The organism is Arenibacter arenosicollis (genome assembly GCF_014397245.1).
GTDB classification, from domain to species: Bacteria; Bacteroidota; Bacteroidia; order Flavobacteriales; family Flavobacteriaceae; genus Arenibacter; species Arenibacter arenosicollis.
Genome location: NZ_JACLHY010000002.1, coordinates 160,061 through 178,014, shown reverse-complemented (window position 1 = coordinate 178,014; position 17,954 = coordinate 160,061). Strand labels below are relative to the sequence as shown.

The window sequence follows — 17,954 nt, the reverse complement described above, 5'->3', positions numbered from 1 at the left end:
CAATCATTTGTATTTTCTTTATTTCTGTGGGGGACTATTGGGTAATTGAAATCGTCTGTCCTAATATCAAACAAATTTTAAGGAATTGAAAATAATTTCTTTGGACCACGTTTCAGAGTATTGTGCTTATGTGCTTTTCAAAATAGAATTTACTATAATTTCTATCTAGGACAGCGCTTTGATTTATAATAAAGCAATGGAATTTAGATTTTTCAATTTTCGATACTGTGTTGCATTTCCTCAGTGAATTCATCTTTAAAATAGGTTCTTTTACAGTGGGAACAGCTTATTATGGTTGAAGTGCCTACTCTAAAAAGGGAAATCCAGAACAAGTGGAAATAAGTCGTACTTGTAACCGCTGCCAAGGTTCCCTTATTTTCACAGAAGGGACATACAACGTTTGTTAAAGATTTTGAAATTGTTTTTCCCGGTTTTGTTCCTAGAAATAATATCATTTTCTGTTTGTTTATACTTCTAAATGAAAATGGCAATTTAATCAATATTTCTCTGATATGGATAGCCTTTCCTTTTTCCAACAGGTCATAAAGTACTATCTTTAGCCTGCTAAAAATGTAAAGATTGATTACAAAATCCACCATAGACAAAGTATACGAAACAGCCCGTTTAGAGGAGGTGATCGGGGATTTTGTGCAACTAAAGAAATCAGGCTCCAACTTTAAGGGATTAAGTCCGTTTACCGATGAGCGCAGCCCCAGTTTCATGGTTTCTCCAGTAAAACAGATATGGAAGGATTTTAGTAGCGGCAAAGGAGGGAATGTTGTAGCCTTCTTAATGGAGCACGAACATTTTTCCTATCCAGAGGCCATTAAATATTTGGCCAGGAAATACAATATTGAAATTGAGGAAACAGAGCAGAGCAACGAGCAAAAGGAGCAGACCAATGAACGGGAAAGTATGTACCTGGTTTCTGAATATGCCCAAAAATATTTTTCCGAAGTTTTGTGGGAAAGGGAACAGGGCAAGGCCATTGGTTTAAGTTATTTTAAGGAGCGTGGGTTTACAGATGATACCATTAAGAGGTTTGATCTGGGCTATTGCCTAGATCAGTGGGACGGCTTTACCAAAGCGGCCTTATCCAAGGGGTATCAATTAAACTATTTGGAAAAAACTGGACTTACAATTGTAAAACATGATGCTGCCAATCCTGGGCAGAATAAGACCTTTGACCGTTTTAAAGGGCGTGTAATGTTTCCCATACACAGTATGAGTGGAAGGGTTTTGGGTTTTGGAGGTCGGATTTTGACTAATGATAAGAAAGCGGCCAAATACTTAAATTCTCCTGAAAGTGATATTTACCATAAAAGCAAGGTGCTTTATGGTATTTACTTCGCCAAACAAGCTATTGCCAAGGAAGACAATTGTTATTTGGTAGAAGGGTATACAGATGTTATCCAGATGTACCAGCGGGGTATACACAATGTAGTGTCTTCAAGTGGAACGGCGTTGACCTCGGATCAGATAAGGTTGATAAATAGGCTCACAAAGAATATTACGGTTTTATTTGATGGGGATGCGGCCGGATTGCGGGCATCACTTAGGGGGATAGACCTTATTCTGGAGCAAGGGATGAACGTAAAGGTATGTACTTTCCCTGAAGGGGAGGACCCTGATAGTTTCTCCAAGAAAAATGATTATGAGGATGTGGTGCTCTATTTACAGGAGAATTCAAAGGACTTTATTCAGTTCAAGGCTTCTTTATTGGTAGAGGAATCCGCGAACGACCCAATTAAGAGAGCGGACACGGTAAGGGATATTGTAAATAGTATCTCCAAGATTCCAGATCGGATACAAAAGGAAATCTATATACAGGAGTGCGCTCAGATCATGAATATTTCGGAGGCCGTCCTGTTCAATACTTTGGCTCAGATAGGAAAAAAGGATGTTGCTGATTCCAATAAAAAAGTAAAGCAGGAACAACAGGCCTTTGATGTGGTCAAGAACGAACCTTTACGGCAAAAGGTGGATGTTCAATATGAACTTGAGCGAAAGATTATAGAGATGTTGTTGCTTTATGGGGATTTGGAGCAAAAATTTGAGGATTTGGTACTAAAGGAAAACGAAAAAGGCGATTTGGAACTGGAGCCAGAATCTTTGGAAGCCAAGGTGTACGAAAAAATTTATCTAGACCTTCAAGATGATGAAATTGAGTTGGCCAATGAGCAGTTCAGAAATATCTATTATAAAATAATGGAAGACCTTAATGAGAAGGAAAATTTTTCGATTACTACCTTTATTGCCAGTTTAAATCAAGAATTGGCGTCGGAAATATCTTCCATATTAATGGAGGAAGAAAAATATGCCCTACATCAATGGGAGCGAAAGGATATATATCCCAAGGATAAAAAAGTAGGAATTTCCCAGTTGGTGAGCGAAACTATTTTAACGCTGAGATGTTATTTGATAAAGAAAAGAATTGGCTCCCTTCAGGAGAATACATTAAATAAGAATGAGGGGAATAATGAGGCATTGGAGGAGATAATGAACTATATTCAGCTTAACGTTCTACTGAACAAAAAACTAAATAGGGTTCTTTCTTAGGAATTCTGGCAAATGGCCGTAAAAACAAAGACCGCATCCCAATTGAATTGGGATGCGGTCTTTGTTTAGATATTATGGTCTACGGTAACTTAGTAGAGTTCCAATGCCTTGGCTTGCTGTAATAAATCTACTAGGTTGTCTACATTTAATTTACGCATTAAACGCGCTTTGTAGGTACTTACCGTTTTTTCGTTCAAATCCAATCCTTGCGCCACTTCCTTGTTGCGTTTTCCACTGGCCAACAATTTAAGGACTTCAACTTCCCTGGTAGAAAGTTTCCTAAAGAACCTTCTTGGTTTTTGTGTTCCCTCGTCAAAAGCAAGGCGTTGTGCCAGTTCGTTGGTAATAAACATATTACCTTCGCTAACTTTTCTAATGGCACTTATAATGTAGTCTATCTCAGAAGTTTTGGATAAGTAACCAAAAGCTCCAGCTCGTATGGTGCTTAATGCATAAACATCTTCCGACTGTCCACTGTAGATCAACACCCGTATATTTGGGTACTGTTTTTTAATTTTTCTAAGGGTTGCAATGCCATTAATTTCAGGAATGTCCATTTCCAGAAGAATAACGTCCGGGGTAAAAATTTCCAGCTTATTAAATAATTCCGTGGTAGTAGATGCATCGGCAATAACTTCAATATCTGAAACAGGGTTCAAGACTTGTTGTACGCCCATCCGAACAATAGGATGATTATCAGCAATTAAAATTTTGATCATTTTTGGTTATTTTTCTAGATTTCAACATCAATAATCATGTCTAAAATACTGACATGCAATGTAGGGTTAAAATATCTAATTCGATAAGCAAAGCTTCATTTTTTTATTCAAAACCGAAAATTTTTGCATATTTTTTCGATTTAATCACTTGGTTCTTAGGTGAGAGGTTCATTTTAGTGAATTTGGAATTTCACAAACTGGTATTGGGAGCATTTTATGTTTGTTGGCGCGGTTAAATTTTTTGTATATCTGAAAAACCTCTTTTTGTCTATCAGAAAAATCCGTATCCACTTTTCCTTCTTCGTGCATTTGCATGGCCCATTCCAATTCTGGATAGGATGCGCCTATTTGGTCTTCGTCAGTTCTGTCGTCGCCCCATAATCCATCTGTAGGAGCCGCCTTTATTATATCGTCGTTGATCCCCAAGACTTTTGCAATTTCATATACCTCGGTTTTTAATAGATCGGCGATCGGACTTAAGTCAACACCACCATCCCCATATTTGGTGTAGAACCCTACACCAAAATCTTCTACCTTATTACCGGTTCCTGCTACCAGTAGTTTGTTCAATGCGGCAAAGTAATATAAGGTGGTCATTCTTAACCTTGCTCTGGTGTTCGCCAAGGACATAAATCTATCCTCCTCATTTTCAACTGCTGGCAAAGAATTTACCAAACTATCGAAAGTTGGTGTAAGGTCTACTAACTGTCTGTCAACATTTTGGTAATTGGCCTTTAGCCACTTAATATGATTGGATGCGCGCGTAACTTGGCTGGCTGCCTGATGTATGGGCATTTCCAGACATAATAGTTGTAATCCTGTTCTGGCACATAAGGTTGAGGTTACCGCAGAATCTATACCTCCCGAAATTCCTATTGTAAATCCTTTTATATTTGCTTTGGTAGCGTAATCCTGCAACCAGTTAACAATGTGGTCTATTACTTTTTCGGTCTGCATCTGAACAATTTATAAGGTTTAAAAACTTAACTTTGCACGGTAAAAATAAAGCCTAGATTTTAAAATTTAAAACATTAACCGAATTACTTTAGCATGCGAAAGGCCATATTCCTCATTTTTCTCCCAATTATTATTTTTTGCAGTTGTGAGGGTAGCGATAAAGTGGCCGATGAGGTCGCACAAATAAATGTAGATTTAAAGGTTTTTAGGTTCGATAGGGAGTTTGCCCAAGCACGGCCTAAGGATATTCCTCTTTTGAAAAAAGCATACCCTTATCTTTTTCCTGTCCATTATTCTGATAGCATTTGGATTGCCAAATTAGAGGACACTGTACAGGTAGAAGTTCTTGATGAAGTTGGGAAATCTTTCCCGGGCTTTGATAATGAACAGGAAAATCTTGAACTTTTGTTTAAGTATGTTAAGTATTATTTTCCTAAATATAAAGTCCCTAAGGTGATTACGGTGACATCGGACGTGGATTATAACAATAGAATTATTCTTACGGATAGTTTACTTCTTATAGGTCTTGATAATTATTTAGGAGCATCCCATAAGTTTTATCAAGGCATTTCCAAATATATTGCCAATGATTTGGATGAGCAATATATGATTCGTGACATCGCAAGTGCGTTTGCCAAGACTGTGGTACCATCACCTAGGGACCGGACGTTTTTATCACAACTTATTTATTATGGCAAAGAGCTGTATTTAATGGAAAAGCTTATGCCCCAAAATACCGATGCCGTTACAATGGGTTATGCCCCTGATGAACTGGAATGGGCCAATGTCAACGAGGAGCAGATTTGGCGTTATTTTATTGAGCGCGAATTATTGTATAGTACCAATAGTAAATTGGGGCCGCGTTTTTTAGATCCAGCTCCTTTTTCAAAATTTGAATTGGAACTTGATAACGAGTCGCCAGGCAAAATTGGGAGATATTTAGGTTGGCAAATAGTAAAGGCATTTATGAATAATAATAAGATCACTTTACAGGAAATGTTGACTGTACCGGAAGAAGAGCTATTTAAAAGATCGGGATATAAACCCAGAAAGCTATAAAAGATAAAACATATCAAAAAATAAAATATGGCAAAACTACATACATCAGAAATTACGTTAAAGGTTGGATTGGATGAAAATAGGGTTCCTGAGGAATTAACGTGGTCTGCCCAAGATGGCGGTATAGATAATGAAAAGGCTAAGGCTATGTTATTGTCCGTATGGGATAGTGAAAACCAGGAATCTCTGAAAATTGATCTATGGACCAAAGATATGCCTGTTGATGAAATGAAAATTTTCTTTCATCAAACTTTGGTTTCTTTGTCCGATACCTTTATGAAAGCAACACAAGACGAAAAAATGACCGCAACAATGAAGGATTTCTGCGATTATTTTGCCGAAAAACTTGAGTTGAAAAAATAGTTACTTCTACGACTTTTGTTCTCCCTGCCTTGTAATTTGAGCTTCAGTTAAGTATTGTTGTTGTTTACCGACAAAGTAGATAATAGGAACTTATAGTTTATTGTTATGGATAGTACTGGGGTAGATCGGCTAGTCTTTGTGTATAATGCCAAATCGGGTATAGGTAGTGCATTGTTGGGTAGTGCACACAAAATATTAAGTCCTGGCACTTACGATTGTAATTTATGCGCGATAACCTTTGGTGTTTTTTCTGAAAATAAAAAATGGAAAGAATTTAGGCGAAAATTCGATTTGGAGATGGAGTTTCTTCATCTAGATGAGTTTATGGAACGATATCCAAACGAAAATTATAATAACAGGGACTTTCCAAAGGTGTTTGTTTCAAAAAATGGCAGACTGGTAGGGTTTTTTGAAAAAGAAGAGATAAATGCCATGAAGAATCAGGAAGATTTAATATCGGGAGTTCAGGAAAAATATGCCCAATAAAACGCTAGGTGAATTTAAGGAAGTCCTAGTGTACTTCTTTGAAGAAATTGGTATTTAATTCATCAATATATCCCAGCAATTCTTCCTGACCCAAGCCATTGGAGGAGGAGGTGACAAAATAATGGGGTGCTTCTTCCCAAACTCCTTCCAATAGTTGCTTAATATAGGTGTTAACGTGGTTTTCTATGGCCTTTGGTTTCAATTTGTCGGCCTTGGTGAAAATCATGCAAAATGGAATCTGGTTTTCTCCCATCCATTCCAAAAATTCCAAATCCACTTTTTGAGGTTCATGCCTAATATCGATCAAAACAAATGCACATACCAATTGCTGGCGTTCAATAAAGTAGTCTGTAATATATTTCTGAAAAGTTTTTTTGTCTTTTTTGGACACACGGGCATACCCATAACCAGGTAAATCTACCAAAAACCAATTTTCATTTATTTTAAAATGATTTATGAGTTGGGTCTTTCCTGGGCGGCCGGATGTTTTGGCCAAGCCTTTCCTTTGGGTAAGCATATTGATCAAGGAGGATTTTCCCACATTGGAGCGACCAATAAAGGCATATTCCGGCAATTGGTCCTTTGGGCAATTTGTTACGTTGGAATTGCTCATGACAAAGTCGGCCGACTTTATTTTCATTTGTTTGCTATTAAAGAATTATTAGTAATGAATCCAGGTTATAAATTTCGCTTCTCCAACCAAGCGTCAAGAACAGTGTTGAATTCTTGCGGGTGCTCCATCATTGGTGCATGTCCGCACTTATCGATCCAAAATAAATCGGAATCAGGGAGAAGTGAATGAAATTCTTCAGCCACGTTCGGTGGGGTAACACTATCGTTTTTGCCCCATATAATACAAGTGGGGGTCAACATATGTGGTAAATCCTTGGACATGTTGTGTCTTATAGCACTTTTAGCAATGGATAAGGTCTTTACCAATTTTATTCGGTCGTTGACTGTAGCAAAAACTTCGTCTACAATTTCTTTGGTGGCTATTTCGGGATCATAAAATACATCCTGTGCCTTTTTCTTAATAAATTCATAATCGCCACGCTTGGGATACCCATCTCCCATTGCACTTTCGTATAGGCCAGAACTACCTGTTATTACCAGGGCCTTAACCATTTTCGGATAAAGTTTGGTGTGAAGTAGGCCAATATGTCCGCCCAAAGAATTACCCAAAAGAATTACATCTTTTAGTTCTTTGTGTTCTATAAACCGCTCCAAAAATTTAGCAAAGCTCTTTACGTTGGTCTTAAGCAATGGCATATCGTAAATCGGAAGCTCGGGTACCAATACCTTATAGCCCTTAGGTGGGAAATGATTCATGACCCCGTGGAAATTGCTCAATCCACCCATGAGGCCGTGCAATATTATAATAGGTGTTCCTTCACCCATTTCAATGTAGCGGTATTTCCCCTCTTTAATTATCTTTTTTTCCATTAAGGATCCTTCTGGTCTTAGTTGACAAATATAGGCATTTCATTGTTATACAAGTATAGCCAAGTTTTTGGAAAGGCAATAGATAATGACATTTTTTTTGTTGAAAGAATTTTTGCGGAATAGTTCCTAAGAATTTTTTGAAGGACAATTTGAGTGTCGTTTGTCGATAAAGTATGCATTTTATTAACAAAGTGGTATTTTGTGGTAAATTGTGGTAATAATTTCTATATATTTGAGTTATTAAATTAAAAACCAGCTACTTTAAGTGATAAGTTTCATTGGAACATATGATTGTAAGGCCGATTCTAAGGGAAGGGTAATGCTTCCTGTGGCGCTTAAAAATCAGATGTCACCCGTAATCAATGATGGTTTTGTCGTAAAGCGTTCGGTTTTTCAACCTTGTTTAGAACTGTATCCCATGGCGGAGTGGAATTTGCTGATGCAGAAAATGAACAAGAAGAATCGATTTAAGAAAAAGAACAACGATTTCATAAGAAGATTTTCTGCAGGAGTAAAGGTAGTTGAAATAGATGCCACAGGTAGGTTGTTGATTCCAAAAAATTTGGTGGATGTGGCAGGAATTACCAAAGAAGTGGTATTGAGTTCGGCAATCAACATTGTTGAAATATGGGACAAGGATAGTTACGAAAAAGTATTGGAGGAAACGGCCGAGGACTTTGCGAGTTTGGCAGAAGAAGTAATGGGAGACGACGACGATGACATATCATAATCCAGTATTGTTGAAAGAATCCGTTGATGGATTGAATATAAAGCCTAATGGTGTTTATGTTGATGTGACTTTTGGAGGTGGCGGACATTCTAGGGAGATATTGAAAAGGCTGGGGGACGATGGAAGATTGTTGGCATTTGATCAGGATGAGGATGCATTGCAAAATGTTATTGATGATGGGCGGTTTCAGTTGATCAATGAAAACTTTAGATATATAAGGCAGTTTTTAAAGTTCTATGGCGTGAAGAAAGTAGATGGGATATTGGCCGATTTTGGAGTGTCGTCCCATCAATTTGATAAGGCTGAAAGGGGTTTTTCAACTCGTTTTGATGCTGATTTGGATATGCGAATGAGCAAGAAAAATCAAATATCGGCTTTCGATGTGGTGAATGTGTATGAGTTTGATGAGTTGAGTAGGGTGCTATTTCAGTATGGTGACCTACGAAATGCAAATGCAATGGCAAAAACCATTATAGAGCGTAGGGAAAATGATCCTATAAAAACTACCGATCAATTGAAGGAGGTATTGGGTCAATATTTACCCAAGCATAGGGAACATAAAATACTGGCCCAGATATACCAGGCCATAAGGATAGAGGTGAACCAGGAAATACAGGTGATAAAAGAGTTTTTGTTGCAGGTACCGGAACTTTTGAATGATGGAGGTAGGTTGAGTGTTATAAGTTATCATTCTTTGGAGGATAGGCTTGTTAAAAGGTATATAAGGGCAGGTCAGTTTGAAGGGGAGCCTGAAAAGGATTTTTACGGGAACATTGAGGTTCCTCTTAAAAAGGTCGGTGGATTGGTGGTTCCGTCAAGAGAAGAGATAAAGATTAATAATAGGGCCAGAAGCGCCAAGCTAAGGATAGCGGAGCGTGTTTAGATAAGGTTGGAAATTGTGAATTACCCTCCAGGGAGGTGTTTACGATGATAAGGTATAATTGAGTGATTTTTTAAGCGATGAGAAAAGGAATATTAGACATATTAAAAGGAAAGTTTTTGGTGAGCGGAGGTGCTCCAAAAAACTGGATGTTTATCATTTATGTTTCTTTTTTGGCAACAGTAATGATTGCCAGTTCCCACAGCGCTGATGGAAAAGTACATAAAATTGCTGCTCTGGATGAGCAGGTTAAGGAGCTGAGAAGTGAGTTTGTAGATGTTCGTTCAGATATGCAGCATCTAAAGTTGGAATCCACTGTGTTGAGAATGCTGGAGCGGGATGCTTTGTTTCCTTCAGAGACTCCCCCAAAAAAAATTAAGGTTAAAACAGAAACAGAAGAATAGTGCCGGTAACAGAAAAAAACATATTGACCAGATTGTACATTGTGGCGGGATTGCTGTTCCTGTTCGCAATGGCTGTTTTGGTTAAATTGGTGAGTATTCAGGTGGTGGAAGGTGAGAAGTATCGGAAACTTGCCATGGATCGTACCGAGAAAATGTTCACTATTGCTCCTAAGAGGGGTAATCTTTATTCTGATGACGGCAGTTTGCTGGCTACATCGGTTTCACGATATACCATACGTTTTGATGCTGAAACTGTAGGAAAGAAAGATTTTGAGGAAAATGTTAAGCCCTTGTCGGATGCATTGGCAAAATTATTCGGTAAAACCACATCACATTATCAGCAATTGCTAAGAAAGGCGAAGGCAAATAAGAACAGGTATGCCTTGGTCGCCAGGAATTTGGACTATTCGGATTATATAGCGGTAAAACAATTTCCGCTCTTTAATAAAGGTCCGTATAAGGGAGGTTTGATCATTGAACAAAAAATTGTTCGTGAGCATCCCTTGGGTAAAATCGCGGAAAGAAGTGTGGGGTATGAAAGGGTAGATGAGAATGGATACTACACCAGAGTTGGCCTTGAAGGTGCCTTTGGTGAGTATTTACGGGGTATAGAAGGCAAAAGGTTAAAACAAAAGATTGCCAAAGGGCAATGGAAGCCCATAGGTTGGGATAACATTGTTGAGCCCCAAGATGGTTATGATGTTGTTTCCACTATCGATATCAACATACAGGATATTGCCCATCATGCTTTATTGGGGCAATTGGAAAAATATAATGCGGAACACGGTTGTGTAATTGTAATGGAAACCGAAACCGGGGAGGTCAAAGCTATTTCCAACTTGGGAAGAACTACAGATGGTAAATATTACGAGCGATTAAATTATGCCATTGGGGAGTCGCATGAGCCTGGATCTACTTTTAAGTTAATGTCCATGGTCGTGGCCTTGGAGGATAAAGTAATTGATACCAATACGGTTATAGATACAGAAAAGGGCACTTATAAGGTTTATAACAGGACTGTTAGGGATTCTAAACATGGTGGTTACGGTAAGATAACGGCCGCTAAGGCATTTGAGGTCTCTTCCAATACTGCCTTTGCTAAAATCATCAATAATAATTATAAGGAAAATCCGGAAAAATTTGTAAACCGCCTAATGAACATGAACCTACATAGGGAATTGGGATTGCCGGTAAAAGGTGAGGGAACCCCTGTAATTCGCTATCCAGGGGATAAGGGTTGGTCAGGAGTTTCCTTGGCATGGATGTCCCATGGTTATGAAGTTTCCTTAACCCCTTTGCAGACCTTAACATTTTATAATGCCATTGCCAATGATGGCGAGATGTTAAAGCCAAGACTTATAAAAGAGGTAAAAGAGTGGGATAAGACTATTCTTAAATTTGAAAAGGAGGTCATTAATCCGTCTATCTGCTCTAAGGAAACAGCGCATAAAGTACAACAATTGCTTAAAAATGTTGTAGAGAAAAAGCACGGTACCGGACATGGACTTTATTCGCCTAATTTTTCTATGGCGGGAAAGACTGGAACCACACAGAAAAATTATGTTTCCAAAGATCCTGAGGTGATGAAATACATCTCTACTTTCGCTGGTTACTTTCCTGCGGATGACCCCAAATATTCTTGTATCGTGGTAATTCATGAGCCGGATAAAAGTGTTGGCTACTATGGAGCGGATGTTTCTGGTCCGGTTTTCAAATCTGTAGCACAAAAAATTTATGCAAGTTCCCCGTTGGTGGACGAAGTTGATGTTCACAATGCCGAGACAAAGAACTTGGACGAAGAATTTCAAAGATATTTTGCCGCTTCCAACAAAAAATACAATGAGGTGCCCAATGTAGAGGGTATGAGTGGTATGGACGCGGTTTCTATTCTTGAAAATTTAGGGATGGAAGTTGAGGTGAAGGGAAATGGAAAGGTCAAGAAGCAATCTATTGCTAAAGGAACCGATCTGAAAAAGGTTAACAAAATAGTATTGGAACTATCATGATGACACTAAAGGACATATTGTACGGTGTTAGCCTTTCTGCGGTAAGTGGTTCTACTTCCATTATGGTGGACAATATTTGTTTCGATTCCAGAAAGGTTGGAATGGATGATGTTTTTGTGGCCATAAAAGGAGTTGTTGCGGACGGTCATGAGTTCATTGATAAAGCCATTGCTTCTGGTGCTAAATCTATTGTATGTGAAGAATTGCCAAAACAACTGGTTAATGAAATAACCTATGTGGAGGTGGACAATGGCAACAAGGCCTTGGCCATAATGGCCTCCAACTTTTATGGTAATCCTTCCAAGAATTTAAGACTGGTGGGGGTTACGGGCACCAATGGTAAGACTACTGTGAGCAGTCTGTTATATCAGTTGTTTAAGAAAGCTGGTTTTAAGGTAGGTCTTATATCCACTATAAGGATAATGGTTGATAATAAGGAATATGTCACTACCCATACTACTCCGGATGCGCTGACAATAAACAAATATTTGCAGTTGATGAACGATGCCGGTGTTGAGTATTGCTTTATGGAGGTGAGTTCTCACGGTATCCATCAAAAGAGAACGGAAGGTTTGGTGTTTGAAGGCGCTATTTTCACCAATCTATCCCATGATCATTTGGATTATCATAAAACTTTTGCGGAATACAGGGATACCAAGAAGATGTTGTTCGATAGGTTGCCGAAAAAAGCATTCGCACTTACCAATATAGACGATAAGAACGGTTTGGTGATGTTGCAGAATACAGAGGCAAGAAAGTATACCTATGCTTTAAAGTCCTATGCCAATTATAGGGCTCAGATATTGGAAAATCAATTCAATGGTCAATTGTTAAAGATCGATGACAATGAGGTTTGGTCCAAATTGATCGGGGATTTTAACGCCTATAATATGTTGGCCATATATGCTACGGCAGATTTATTAGGATTGGAAAAACTGGAAATTCTGCGTCTTCTAAGTGAATTGGAAAATGTGGAAGGAAGGTTTCAATATTATATATCAAAAGAAAGTATTACAGCTATTGTTGATTATGCCCATACACCGGATGCCTTGAAAAATGTACTTGATACTATCGGTACATTGAGGACTGGAAATGAAAATGTCATCACCGTCGTGGGGTGTGGTGGTGACAGAGATAAGTCTAAGCGTCCGGTTATGGGTCATATCGCATCATCATTAAGCAACAAAGTCATTTTTACTTCGGATAACCCTAGATCGGAATCACCTACTGTTATTATCGAGGAAATGGAAGCTGGTGTAGAACCTCAAAACGCCAACAAAACATTGTCAATTGTGAACCGCAAACAGGCCATTAAAACGGCATGTCAGTTGGCTGCTGCCAAGGATATTATTTTAATCGCTGGCAAAGGTCATGAAACCTATCAGGAAACCAACGGTGTCCGTGAAGATTTTGACGATTTTAAAATGGTTAAGGAGTTGTTGGCAAGTGTAAAGAAGTAGAGTTTTAGGTCAACTATATTAAAGTGAATAATAAAAAACAATAACCCAGGAATGCTATACTATTTGTTCGAATATTTGGAAAAACATTATCAACTGCCAGGGGCGGGGCTTTTCCAATTTATTACGTTTAGGGCGGCAATGGCGGTGATGTTTTCACTTATTTTGGCCACTGTCTATGGGAAAAGGATCATTAACTTTTTGCGACACAAACAAATTGGGGAAACCGTAAGGGACTTGGGTCTGGAGGGTCAAAAACAGAAGGCGGGTACGCCTACCATGGGGGGACTCATTATTATTATGTCCACATTAATTCCGGTATTGCTATTTGCTCGTTTCTTGGATAATATTTATGTAATCCTTTTGATCGTTACCACAATTTGGATGGGGATAATTGGCTTTGTTGACGATTATATCAAAATATTCAAAAAGGATAAAGAAGGATTAAAAGGAAGGTTCAAAGTTTTGGGCCAGGTAGTTTTGGGTCTTATGGTAGGGGCAACCTTATATTTTCACCCAGATGTGACCGTGAAGGAGCATTCCAAGACAGAGATTACACAGAATTACACCGTTAAGCAAGTTCCGGGCAAGGAAATTAAATCTACCATGACCACCTTGCCGTTTATAAAAAATAACGAGTTGGATTATTCCCGCTTTATTTCTTGGATGGGAGATGGTATGGAGAAATATGCATGGTTGGTATTTATCCCCATTATCATAATTATTGTCACAGCTGTTTCCAACGGGGCAAATCTTACAGATGGAATAGATGGATTGGCCGCCGGGACATCGGCAATAATCGTATTTACACTCGGCATCTTTACACTTGTTTCGGGTAATATAATTTTCTCCGATTATCTGGATATCATGTTCATACCTAGGGTGGGTGAATTGGTAGTGTTTATTGCTGCCTTTGTGGGTGCTTTGGTTGGATTTTTATGGTACAACGCTTATCCCGCAACGGTTTTTATGGGAGACACCGGTAGTTTGACCATTGGTGGAATTATTGCCGTGATAGCCATCATAATCCGAAAGGAATTATTAATACCTGTTTTGTGTGGGATTTTCTTTGCAGAGTCCATTTCGGTAATGCTGCAGGTGGGTTATTTTAAATATACCAAGAAGAGATTTGGGGAAGGTAAAAGGATATTTCTGATGGCGCCATTACATCATCATTATCAGAAAAAGGGCTACCATGAAAGTAAAATTGTAACCAGATTTTGGGTTGTCGGAATCCTATTGGCGGTAATTACCATTGTAACGTTAAAGGTGCGATAAAATGAAGCGGTTGGTTGTTTTGGGTGGTGGAGAAAGTGGTGTTGGAACGGCTATTTTAGGTAAAAAGGAAGGTTTTGAAGTTTTTGTTTCCGATAAGGGGACAGTTAAAGAGGAATATAGAAAAGTTCTTGAACATTTTGAGATTGATTGGGAAGAAGAGCAACATACCGAGGGCAAGATTTTAAATGCCGATTTGGTTATGAAAAGTCCTGGTATCCCCGATACGGTTCCATTGATACTCTTGCTTAAGGCGAAAGGAGTTCCGGTTATTTCGGAAATCGAGTTTGCATCAAGGTATACAAAGGCTACGATTATTGGGATTACGGGTAGTAATGGAAAGACTACCACGACCATGCTTACAAACCATATTTTAAAGTCAGCCGGACTAAATGTGGGTATGGCAGGTAATATAGGGGATAGCTATGCCAAAATGGTTGCGGAAAAGGATTTTGATTTCTATGTATTGGAGATAAGTAGTTTTCAATTGGATGGAATAGTGGACTTTAAGCCACATATAGCCATCCTTACCAATATCACTCCAGATCACCTGGATAGATATGGATACAATTTTGAAAACTATATAGCATCCAAGTTTAGAATTGCAAAAAACCAGACAAAGGAAGATTATTTAATATATGATGCCGATGATGAAGTAATAGTCCACTGGTTGAGGAACAACCCGGTTCAATCAAAATTATTGCCTTTTTCAATCAATAAGAAATTGGATGAAGGGGCATTTTTAGAAAATGATAAAATAATTATTAAAACACACAATAACACTATAGAGATGGGTACAGATGCTTTGGCTTTGGAGGGAAAACATAATTTAAAGAATACTATGGCGGCTACTACAGCAGCTAAATTGATTAGTATTAGAAAAGAGACTATACGTAGAAGTATAGAGAATTTTCAAGGGGCGGAGCATAGGCTGGAAAAAGTATTGAAGATTCATCATGTACAATATGTCAATGATTCCAAAGCCACCAATGTGAATGCTACTTACTACGCATTGGACAGCATGAAAACACCAACGGTGTGGATTGTTGGGGGAGTGGACAAAGGAAATGATTATAAGGAACTAATGCCTTTGGTCCGTGAAAAAGTAAAAGCAATTATTTGCTTGGGTATGGATAACTCAAAAATCAAGGATGCCTTTGGAAATGTAGTGGATTTGGTTGTTGAAACATTTGCCATGGATGAAGCAGTAAAGGTAGCTTATAAAATAGCCGAACGGGGAGATACGGTATTGCTATCACCGGCATGTGCCAGTTTTGACTTGTTCAAGAATTATGAAGATAGGGGAAATCAGTTTAAAGCAGCAATTAAAAAATTATAATCTGTGTTGGGATTTTTAAACAAAATGAATGGAGATAAAGCTATTTGGGCGGTTGTAGCCCTTTTGGCCCTGTTTTCATTTTTACCTGTTTATAGTGCCAGTAGTAACTTGGTCTACGTTGTAGGCAACGGAACTACTATAGGTTATTTGGTAAAACATGCCATTCTTCTGCTTATGGGGTTTGGTATTATATATGGGGTACACCGTATTCCTACCCATTTTTTTAAAGGATTGTCCTTGATTGCAATGCCGGTGGTGTTGCTTTTGTTGCTGTATACACTAGCTCAGGGGAAGGTAATAGATGGGGCCAATGCCAGTAGATGGATACGAATTCCAATTGTTGGGTTTACCTTTCAAACCTCCAATTTGGCAGCTGTAGTATTGATGATCTATGTGGCTAGGTATTTAACAAAAATAAAAGATAAGACCATAACCTTTAAAGAGAGTATTCTGCCTTTATGGTTGCCGGTTTTTTTGGTGATAGTGTTAATACTTCCTGCTAATTTTTCTACGGCTGGTATTATATTTTCCATGGTGTTGCTGCTTTGTTTTATAGGTGGTTATCCTTTTAAGTATTTGTTGGGTATAGTTGGAGCAGGGATATTGTGTTTAACCATGTTTATATTAACGGCCAAGGCTGTGCCAGATTTATTTCCCAATAGGGTGGATACTTGGATGAGCAGGATAGAAAGCTTTTCCAATCCAGAGGATACCGAAGCGGATTATCAGATTGAAAAGGCGAAGATAGCTATTGCAACAGGAGGAATAGTCGGTAATGGAGCTGGTAAGAGTGTAATGAAGAACTTTTTGCCACAGAGTTCCTCGGATTTTATTTATGCCATTATCGTAGAGGAATATGGATTGTTAGGTGGCTTTGTCCTTATGTTCTTTTACTTGCTGTTGCTTTTTAGAATTGTGGTTGTGGCCAATAGTAACGGAACAGTTTTTGGAAAATTATTGGTTTTGGGAGTGGGGCTCCCCATAGTGTTTCAGGCTTTGATAAATATGGCAGTAGCCGTTGAACTCTTTCCGGTTACTGGTCAGACTTTGCCTTTGATAAGTAGTGGGGGAACCTCGAGTTGGATGACTTGCTTGGCCATAGGTATAATTTTAAGTGCCAGTAATAAGCATGCACAGTTCGAACCTGAGGAAATTGATGAAACTAACCCTTTAGAAGTTTTAAGTGGGCAGTTATAGATTTATACTTTCAGGAGGGGGAACAGGCGGGCATATATATCCTGCCATTGCAATAGCTAATGAGTTGAAAGTTAGGTATCCTGATGCCGAATTTTTGTTCGTTGGGGCAAAAGACAGAATGGAGATGGAAAAGGTGCCTCAGGCCGGTTACAAAATAGAAGGTTTATGGATAAGTGGGCTACAAAGGAAGCTCACCTTGAAAAATTTAATGTTTCCTTTTAAAGTAATAAGTAGTTTGATAAAAGCGGCAAACATAGTAAGGAATTTTAAACCACATGCGGTTGTGGGTACTGGTGGTTTTGCGAGTGGTCCCCTTTTAAAGGTGGCCTCTGGTAAAGGTGTTCCATGCGTGTTGCAGGAACAGAATTCCTATGCCGGAATTACCAATAAATTATTGGCCAACAAGGTTGCAAAAATATGTGTTGCTTATGACGGTATGGAGAAATTTTTTCCAAAGGATAAAATTGTAAAAACGGGAAACCCTGTCCGAGGCGATTTAGTTTCATTGACAAGCAATAAAGTCGAGGCGTTAAGTTTCTTTGGATTGCAGCCTGGTAAAACCACGTTGCTGGTCTTAGGAGGGAGTTTGGGGGCAAGACGCGTAAATAAACTTATAGAACAGGAGTTGTCTTTTTTTAAAGCTCAAGGAATACAAATCGTTTGGCAAAGTGGTAAGCTTTATTATGAGGAGTATAAAAAATATGATTGTGAAAATATTAAGGTAGTAGCGTTTTTAAATAGAATGGACCTCGCATATATGGCGGCAGATGTTATTATTTCCAGGGCCGGAGCTGGTTCTGTATCGGAACTGTGTATAGTGGGCAAGCCCGTGATTTTTATCCCTTCTCCAAATGTGGCGGAGGACCATCAAACAAAAAATGCCAAGGCCCTTGTAGAAAAGGATGCGGCCATTATGATCAAGGAGACGGAGTTGGATGATAAGTTTGAGCCTGCGTTTTCCAATTTGCTCAGTTCGGATAGCTTAGGCGAAAAGTTGGGAGCCAATATTAAAAAATTAGCCTTGCCAAATGCTACCAAGGAGATTGTAAATGAAATAGAAAAATTATTAGCGTAATAAAT

At 38.6% G+C, this 17,954-nt stretch carries 18 protein-coding genes; 13 read left to right on the top strand and 5 right to left on the bottom strand.

Features of this window, described 5'->3' with window-relative positions:
- Positions 1-212: 212 nt before the first annotated feature.
- On the bottom strand, positions 213-455 hold the full coding sequence (locus H4O18_RS03835; RefSeq protein WP_187581922.1) for a zinc-ribbon domain-containing protein: 243 nt from the start codon (positions 453-455) through the stop codon (positions 213-215).
- A 124-nt stretch (positions 456-579) separates the two neighbouring features.
- Here H4O18_RS03835 and dnaG point away from each other — a divergent pair, with 124 nt between their 5' ends.
- Positions 580-2,559: a DNA primase gene (gene dnaG, locus H4O18_RS03830; RefSeq protein ID WP_187581789.1), complete on the top strand. Its 1,980-nt coding sequence runs from the start codon at positions 580-582 to the stop codon at positions 2,557-2,559.
- Positions 2,560-2,648: 89 nt separating this feature from the next.
- Here dnaG and H4O18_RS03825 read toward each other — a convergent pair whose 3' ends face one another.
- Both H4O18_RS03825 and nadE read right to left on the bottom strand, forming a co-directional pair.
- Positions 2,649-3,278: a response regulator gene (locus H4O18_RS03825; protein ID WP_187581788.1), complete on the bottom strand. Its 630-nt coding sequence runs from the start codon at positions 3,276-3,278 to the stop codon at positions 2,649-2,651.
- A 168-nt stretch (positions 3,279-3,446) separates the two neighbouring features.
- Positions 3,447-4,235: an NAD(+) synthase gene (gene nadE / locus H4O18_RS03820; RefSeq protein WP_187581787.1), complete on the bottom strand. Its 789-nt coding sequence runs from the start codon at positions 4,233-4,235 to the stop codon at positions 3,447-3,449.
- Between the two features lie 93 nt (positions 4,236-4,328).
- Here nadE and gldB point away from each other — a divergent pair, with 93 nt between their 5' ends.
- From gldB to H4O18_RS03805, 3 genes are all read left to right on the top strand, one after another.
- Entirely contained in the window at positions 4,329-5,294 is a 966-nt protein-coding gene (gene gldB / locus H4O18_RS03815; RefSeq protein WP_187581786.1) for a gliding motility lipoprotein GldB, read from the top strand.
- Between the two features lie 27 nt (positions 5,295-5,321).
- Positions 5,322-5,657: a gliding motility protein GldC gene (gene gldC, locus H4O18_RS03810; protein WP_187581785.1), complete on the top strand. Its 336-nt coding sequence runs from the start codon at positions 5,322-5,324 to the stop codon at positions 5,655-5,657.
- Positions 5,658-5,762: 105 nt separating this feature from the next.
- Entirely contained in the window at positions 5,763-6,143 is a 381-nt protein-coding gene (locus tag H4O18_RS03805; RefSeq protein ID WP_187581784.1) for a GTPase, read from the top strand.
- Between the two features lie 25 nt (positions 6,144-6,168).
- Here the strand turns inward: H4O18_RS03805 and yihA are convergent, their stop codons facing one another.
- Together yihA and H4O18_RS03795 are read right to left on the bottom strand one after the other, a co-directional pair.
- Positions 6,169-6,783: a ribosome biogenesis GTP-binding protein YihA/YsxC gene (gene yihA / locus H4O18_RS03800; RefSeq protein ID WP_187581783.1), complete on the bottom strand. Its 615-nt coding sequence runs from the start codon at positions 6,781-6,783 to the stop codon at positions 6,169-6,171.
- A gap of 38 nt (positions 6,784-6,821) precedes the next feature.
- On the bottom strand, positions 6,822-7,586 hold the full coding sequence (locus tag H4O18_RS03795; protein ID WP_187581782.1) for an alpha/beta fold hydrolase: 765 nt from the start codon (positions 7,584-7,586) through the stop codon (positions 6,822-6,824).
- Positions 7,587-7,851: 265 nt separating this feature from the next.
- On the opposite strand from H4O18_RS03795, the gene mraZ reads away from it, so the two are divergent.
- From mraZ to murG, 9 genes are all read left to right on the top strand, one after another.
- The gene (gene mraZ / locus H4O18_RS03790) at positions 7,852-8,316 is read left to right on the top strand and encodes a division/cell wall cluster transcriptional repressor MraZ (RefSeq protein ID WP_187581781.1); all 465 of its coding nucleotides are present in this window, start codon (positions 7,852-7,854) and stop codon (positions 8,314-8,316) included.
- Positions 8,303-9,199 (top strand): 16S rRNA (cytosine(1402)-N(4))-methyltransferase RsmH, encoded by an 897-nt coding sequence (gene rsmH, locus H4O18_RS03785; RefSeq protein ID WP_187581780.1) that lies wholly within the window; start codon positions 8,303-8,305, stop codon positions 9,197-9,199. Before mraZ ends, rsmH begins: the two co-directional genes overlap by 14 nt.
- A 77-nt stretch (positions 9,200-9,276) precedes the next feature.
- Entirely contained in the window at positions 9,277-9,600 is a 324-nt protein-coding gene (locus H4O18_RS03780) for an FtsL-like putative cell division protein (protein ID WP_187581779.1), read from the top strand.
- Positions 9,600-11,606 carry a penicillin-binding transpeptidase domain-containing protein gene (locus tag H4O18_RS03775; protein ID WP_187581778.1) on the top strand — a complete coding sequence of 669 codons (2,007 nt, stop codon included), beginning with the start codon at positions 9,600-9,602 and terminating at the stop codon, positions 11,604-11,606. Before H4O18_RS03780 ends, H4O18_RS03775 begins: the two co-directional genes overlap by 1 nt.
- Positions 11,603-13,066: a UDP-N-acetylmuramoyl-L-alanyl-D-glutamate--2,6-diaminopimelate ligase gene (locus H4O18_RS03770; protein WP_187581777.1), complete on the top strand. Its 1,464-nt coding sequence runs from the start codon at positions 11,603-11,605 to the stop codon at positions 13,064-13,066. The genes H4O18_RS03775 and H4O18_RS03770 overlap by 4 nt, the downstream gene beginning before the upstream one ends.
- A 51-nt stretch (positions 13,067-13,117) precedes the next feature.
- Positions 13,118-14,341: a phospho-N-acetylmuramoyl-pentapeptide-transferase gene (gene mraY / locus H4O18_RS03765; protein WP_187581776.1), complete on the top strand. Its 1,224-nt coding sequence runs from the start codon at positions 13,118-13,120 to the stop codon at positions 14,339-14,341.
- A gap of 1 nt (position 14,342) precedes the next feature.
- The gene (gene murD / locus H4O18_RS03760) at positions 14,343-15,677 is read left to right on the top strand and encodes a UDP-N-acetylmuramoyl-L-alanine--D-glutamate ligase (RefSeq protein ID WP_187581775.1); all 1,335 of its coding nucleotides are present in this window, start codon (positions 14,343-14,345) and stop codon (positions 15,675-15,677) included.
- A gap of 24 nt (positions 15,678-15,701) precedes the next feature.
- Entirely contained in the window at positions 15,702-16,874 is a 1,173-nt protein-coding gene (locus H4O18_RS03755; protein ID WP_187581774.1) for an FtsW/RodA/SpoVE family cell cycle protein, read from the top strand.
- Positions 16,861-17,949 (top strand): undecaprenyldiphospho-muramoylpentapeptide beta-N-acetylglucosaminyltransferase, encoded by a 1,089-nt coding sequence (murG, locus tag H4O18_RS03750; RefSeq protein ID WP_187581773.1) that lies wholly within the window; start codon positions 16,861-16,863, stop codon positions 17,947-17,949. Before H4O18_RS03755 ends, murG begins: the two co-directional genes overlap by 14 nt.
- Positions 17,950-17,954 lie beyond the last annotated feature (5 nt).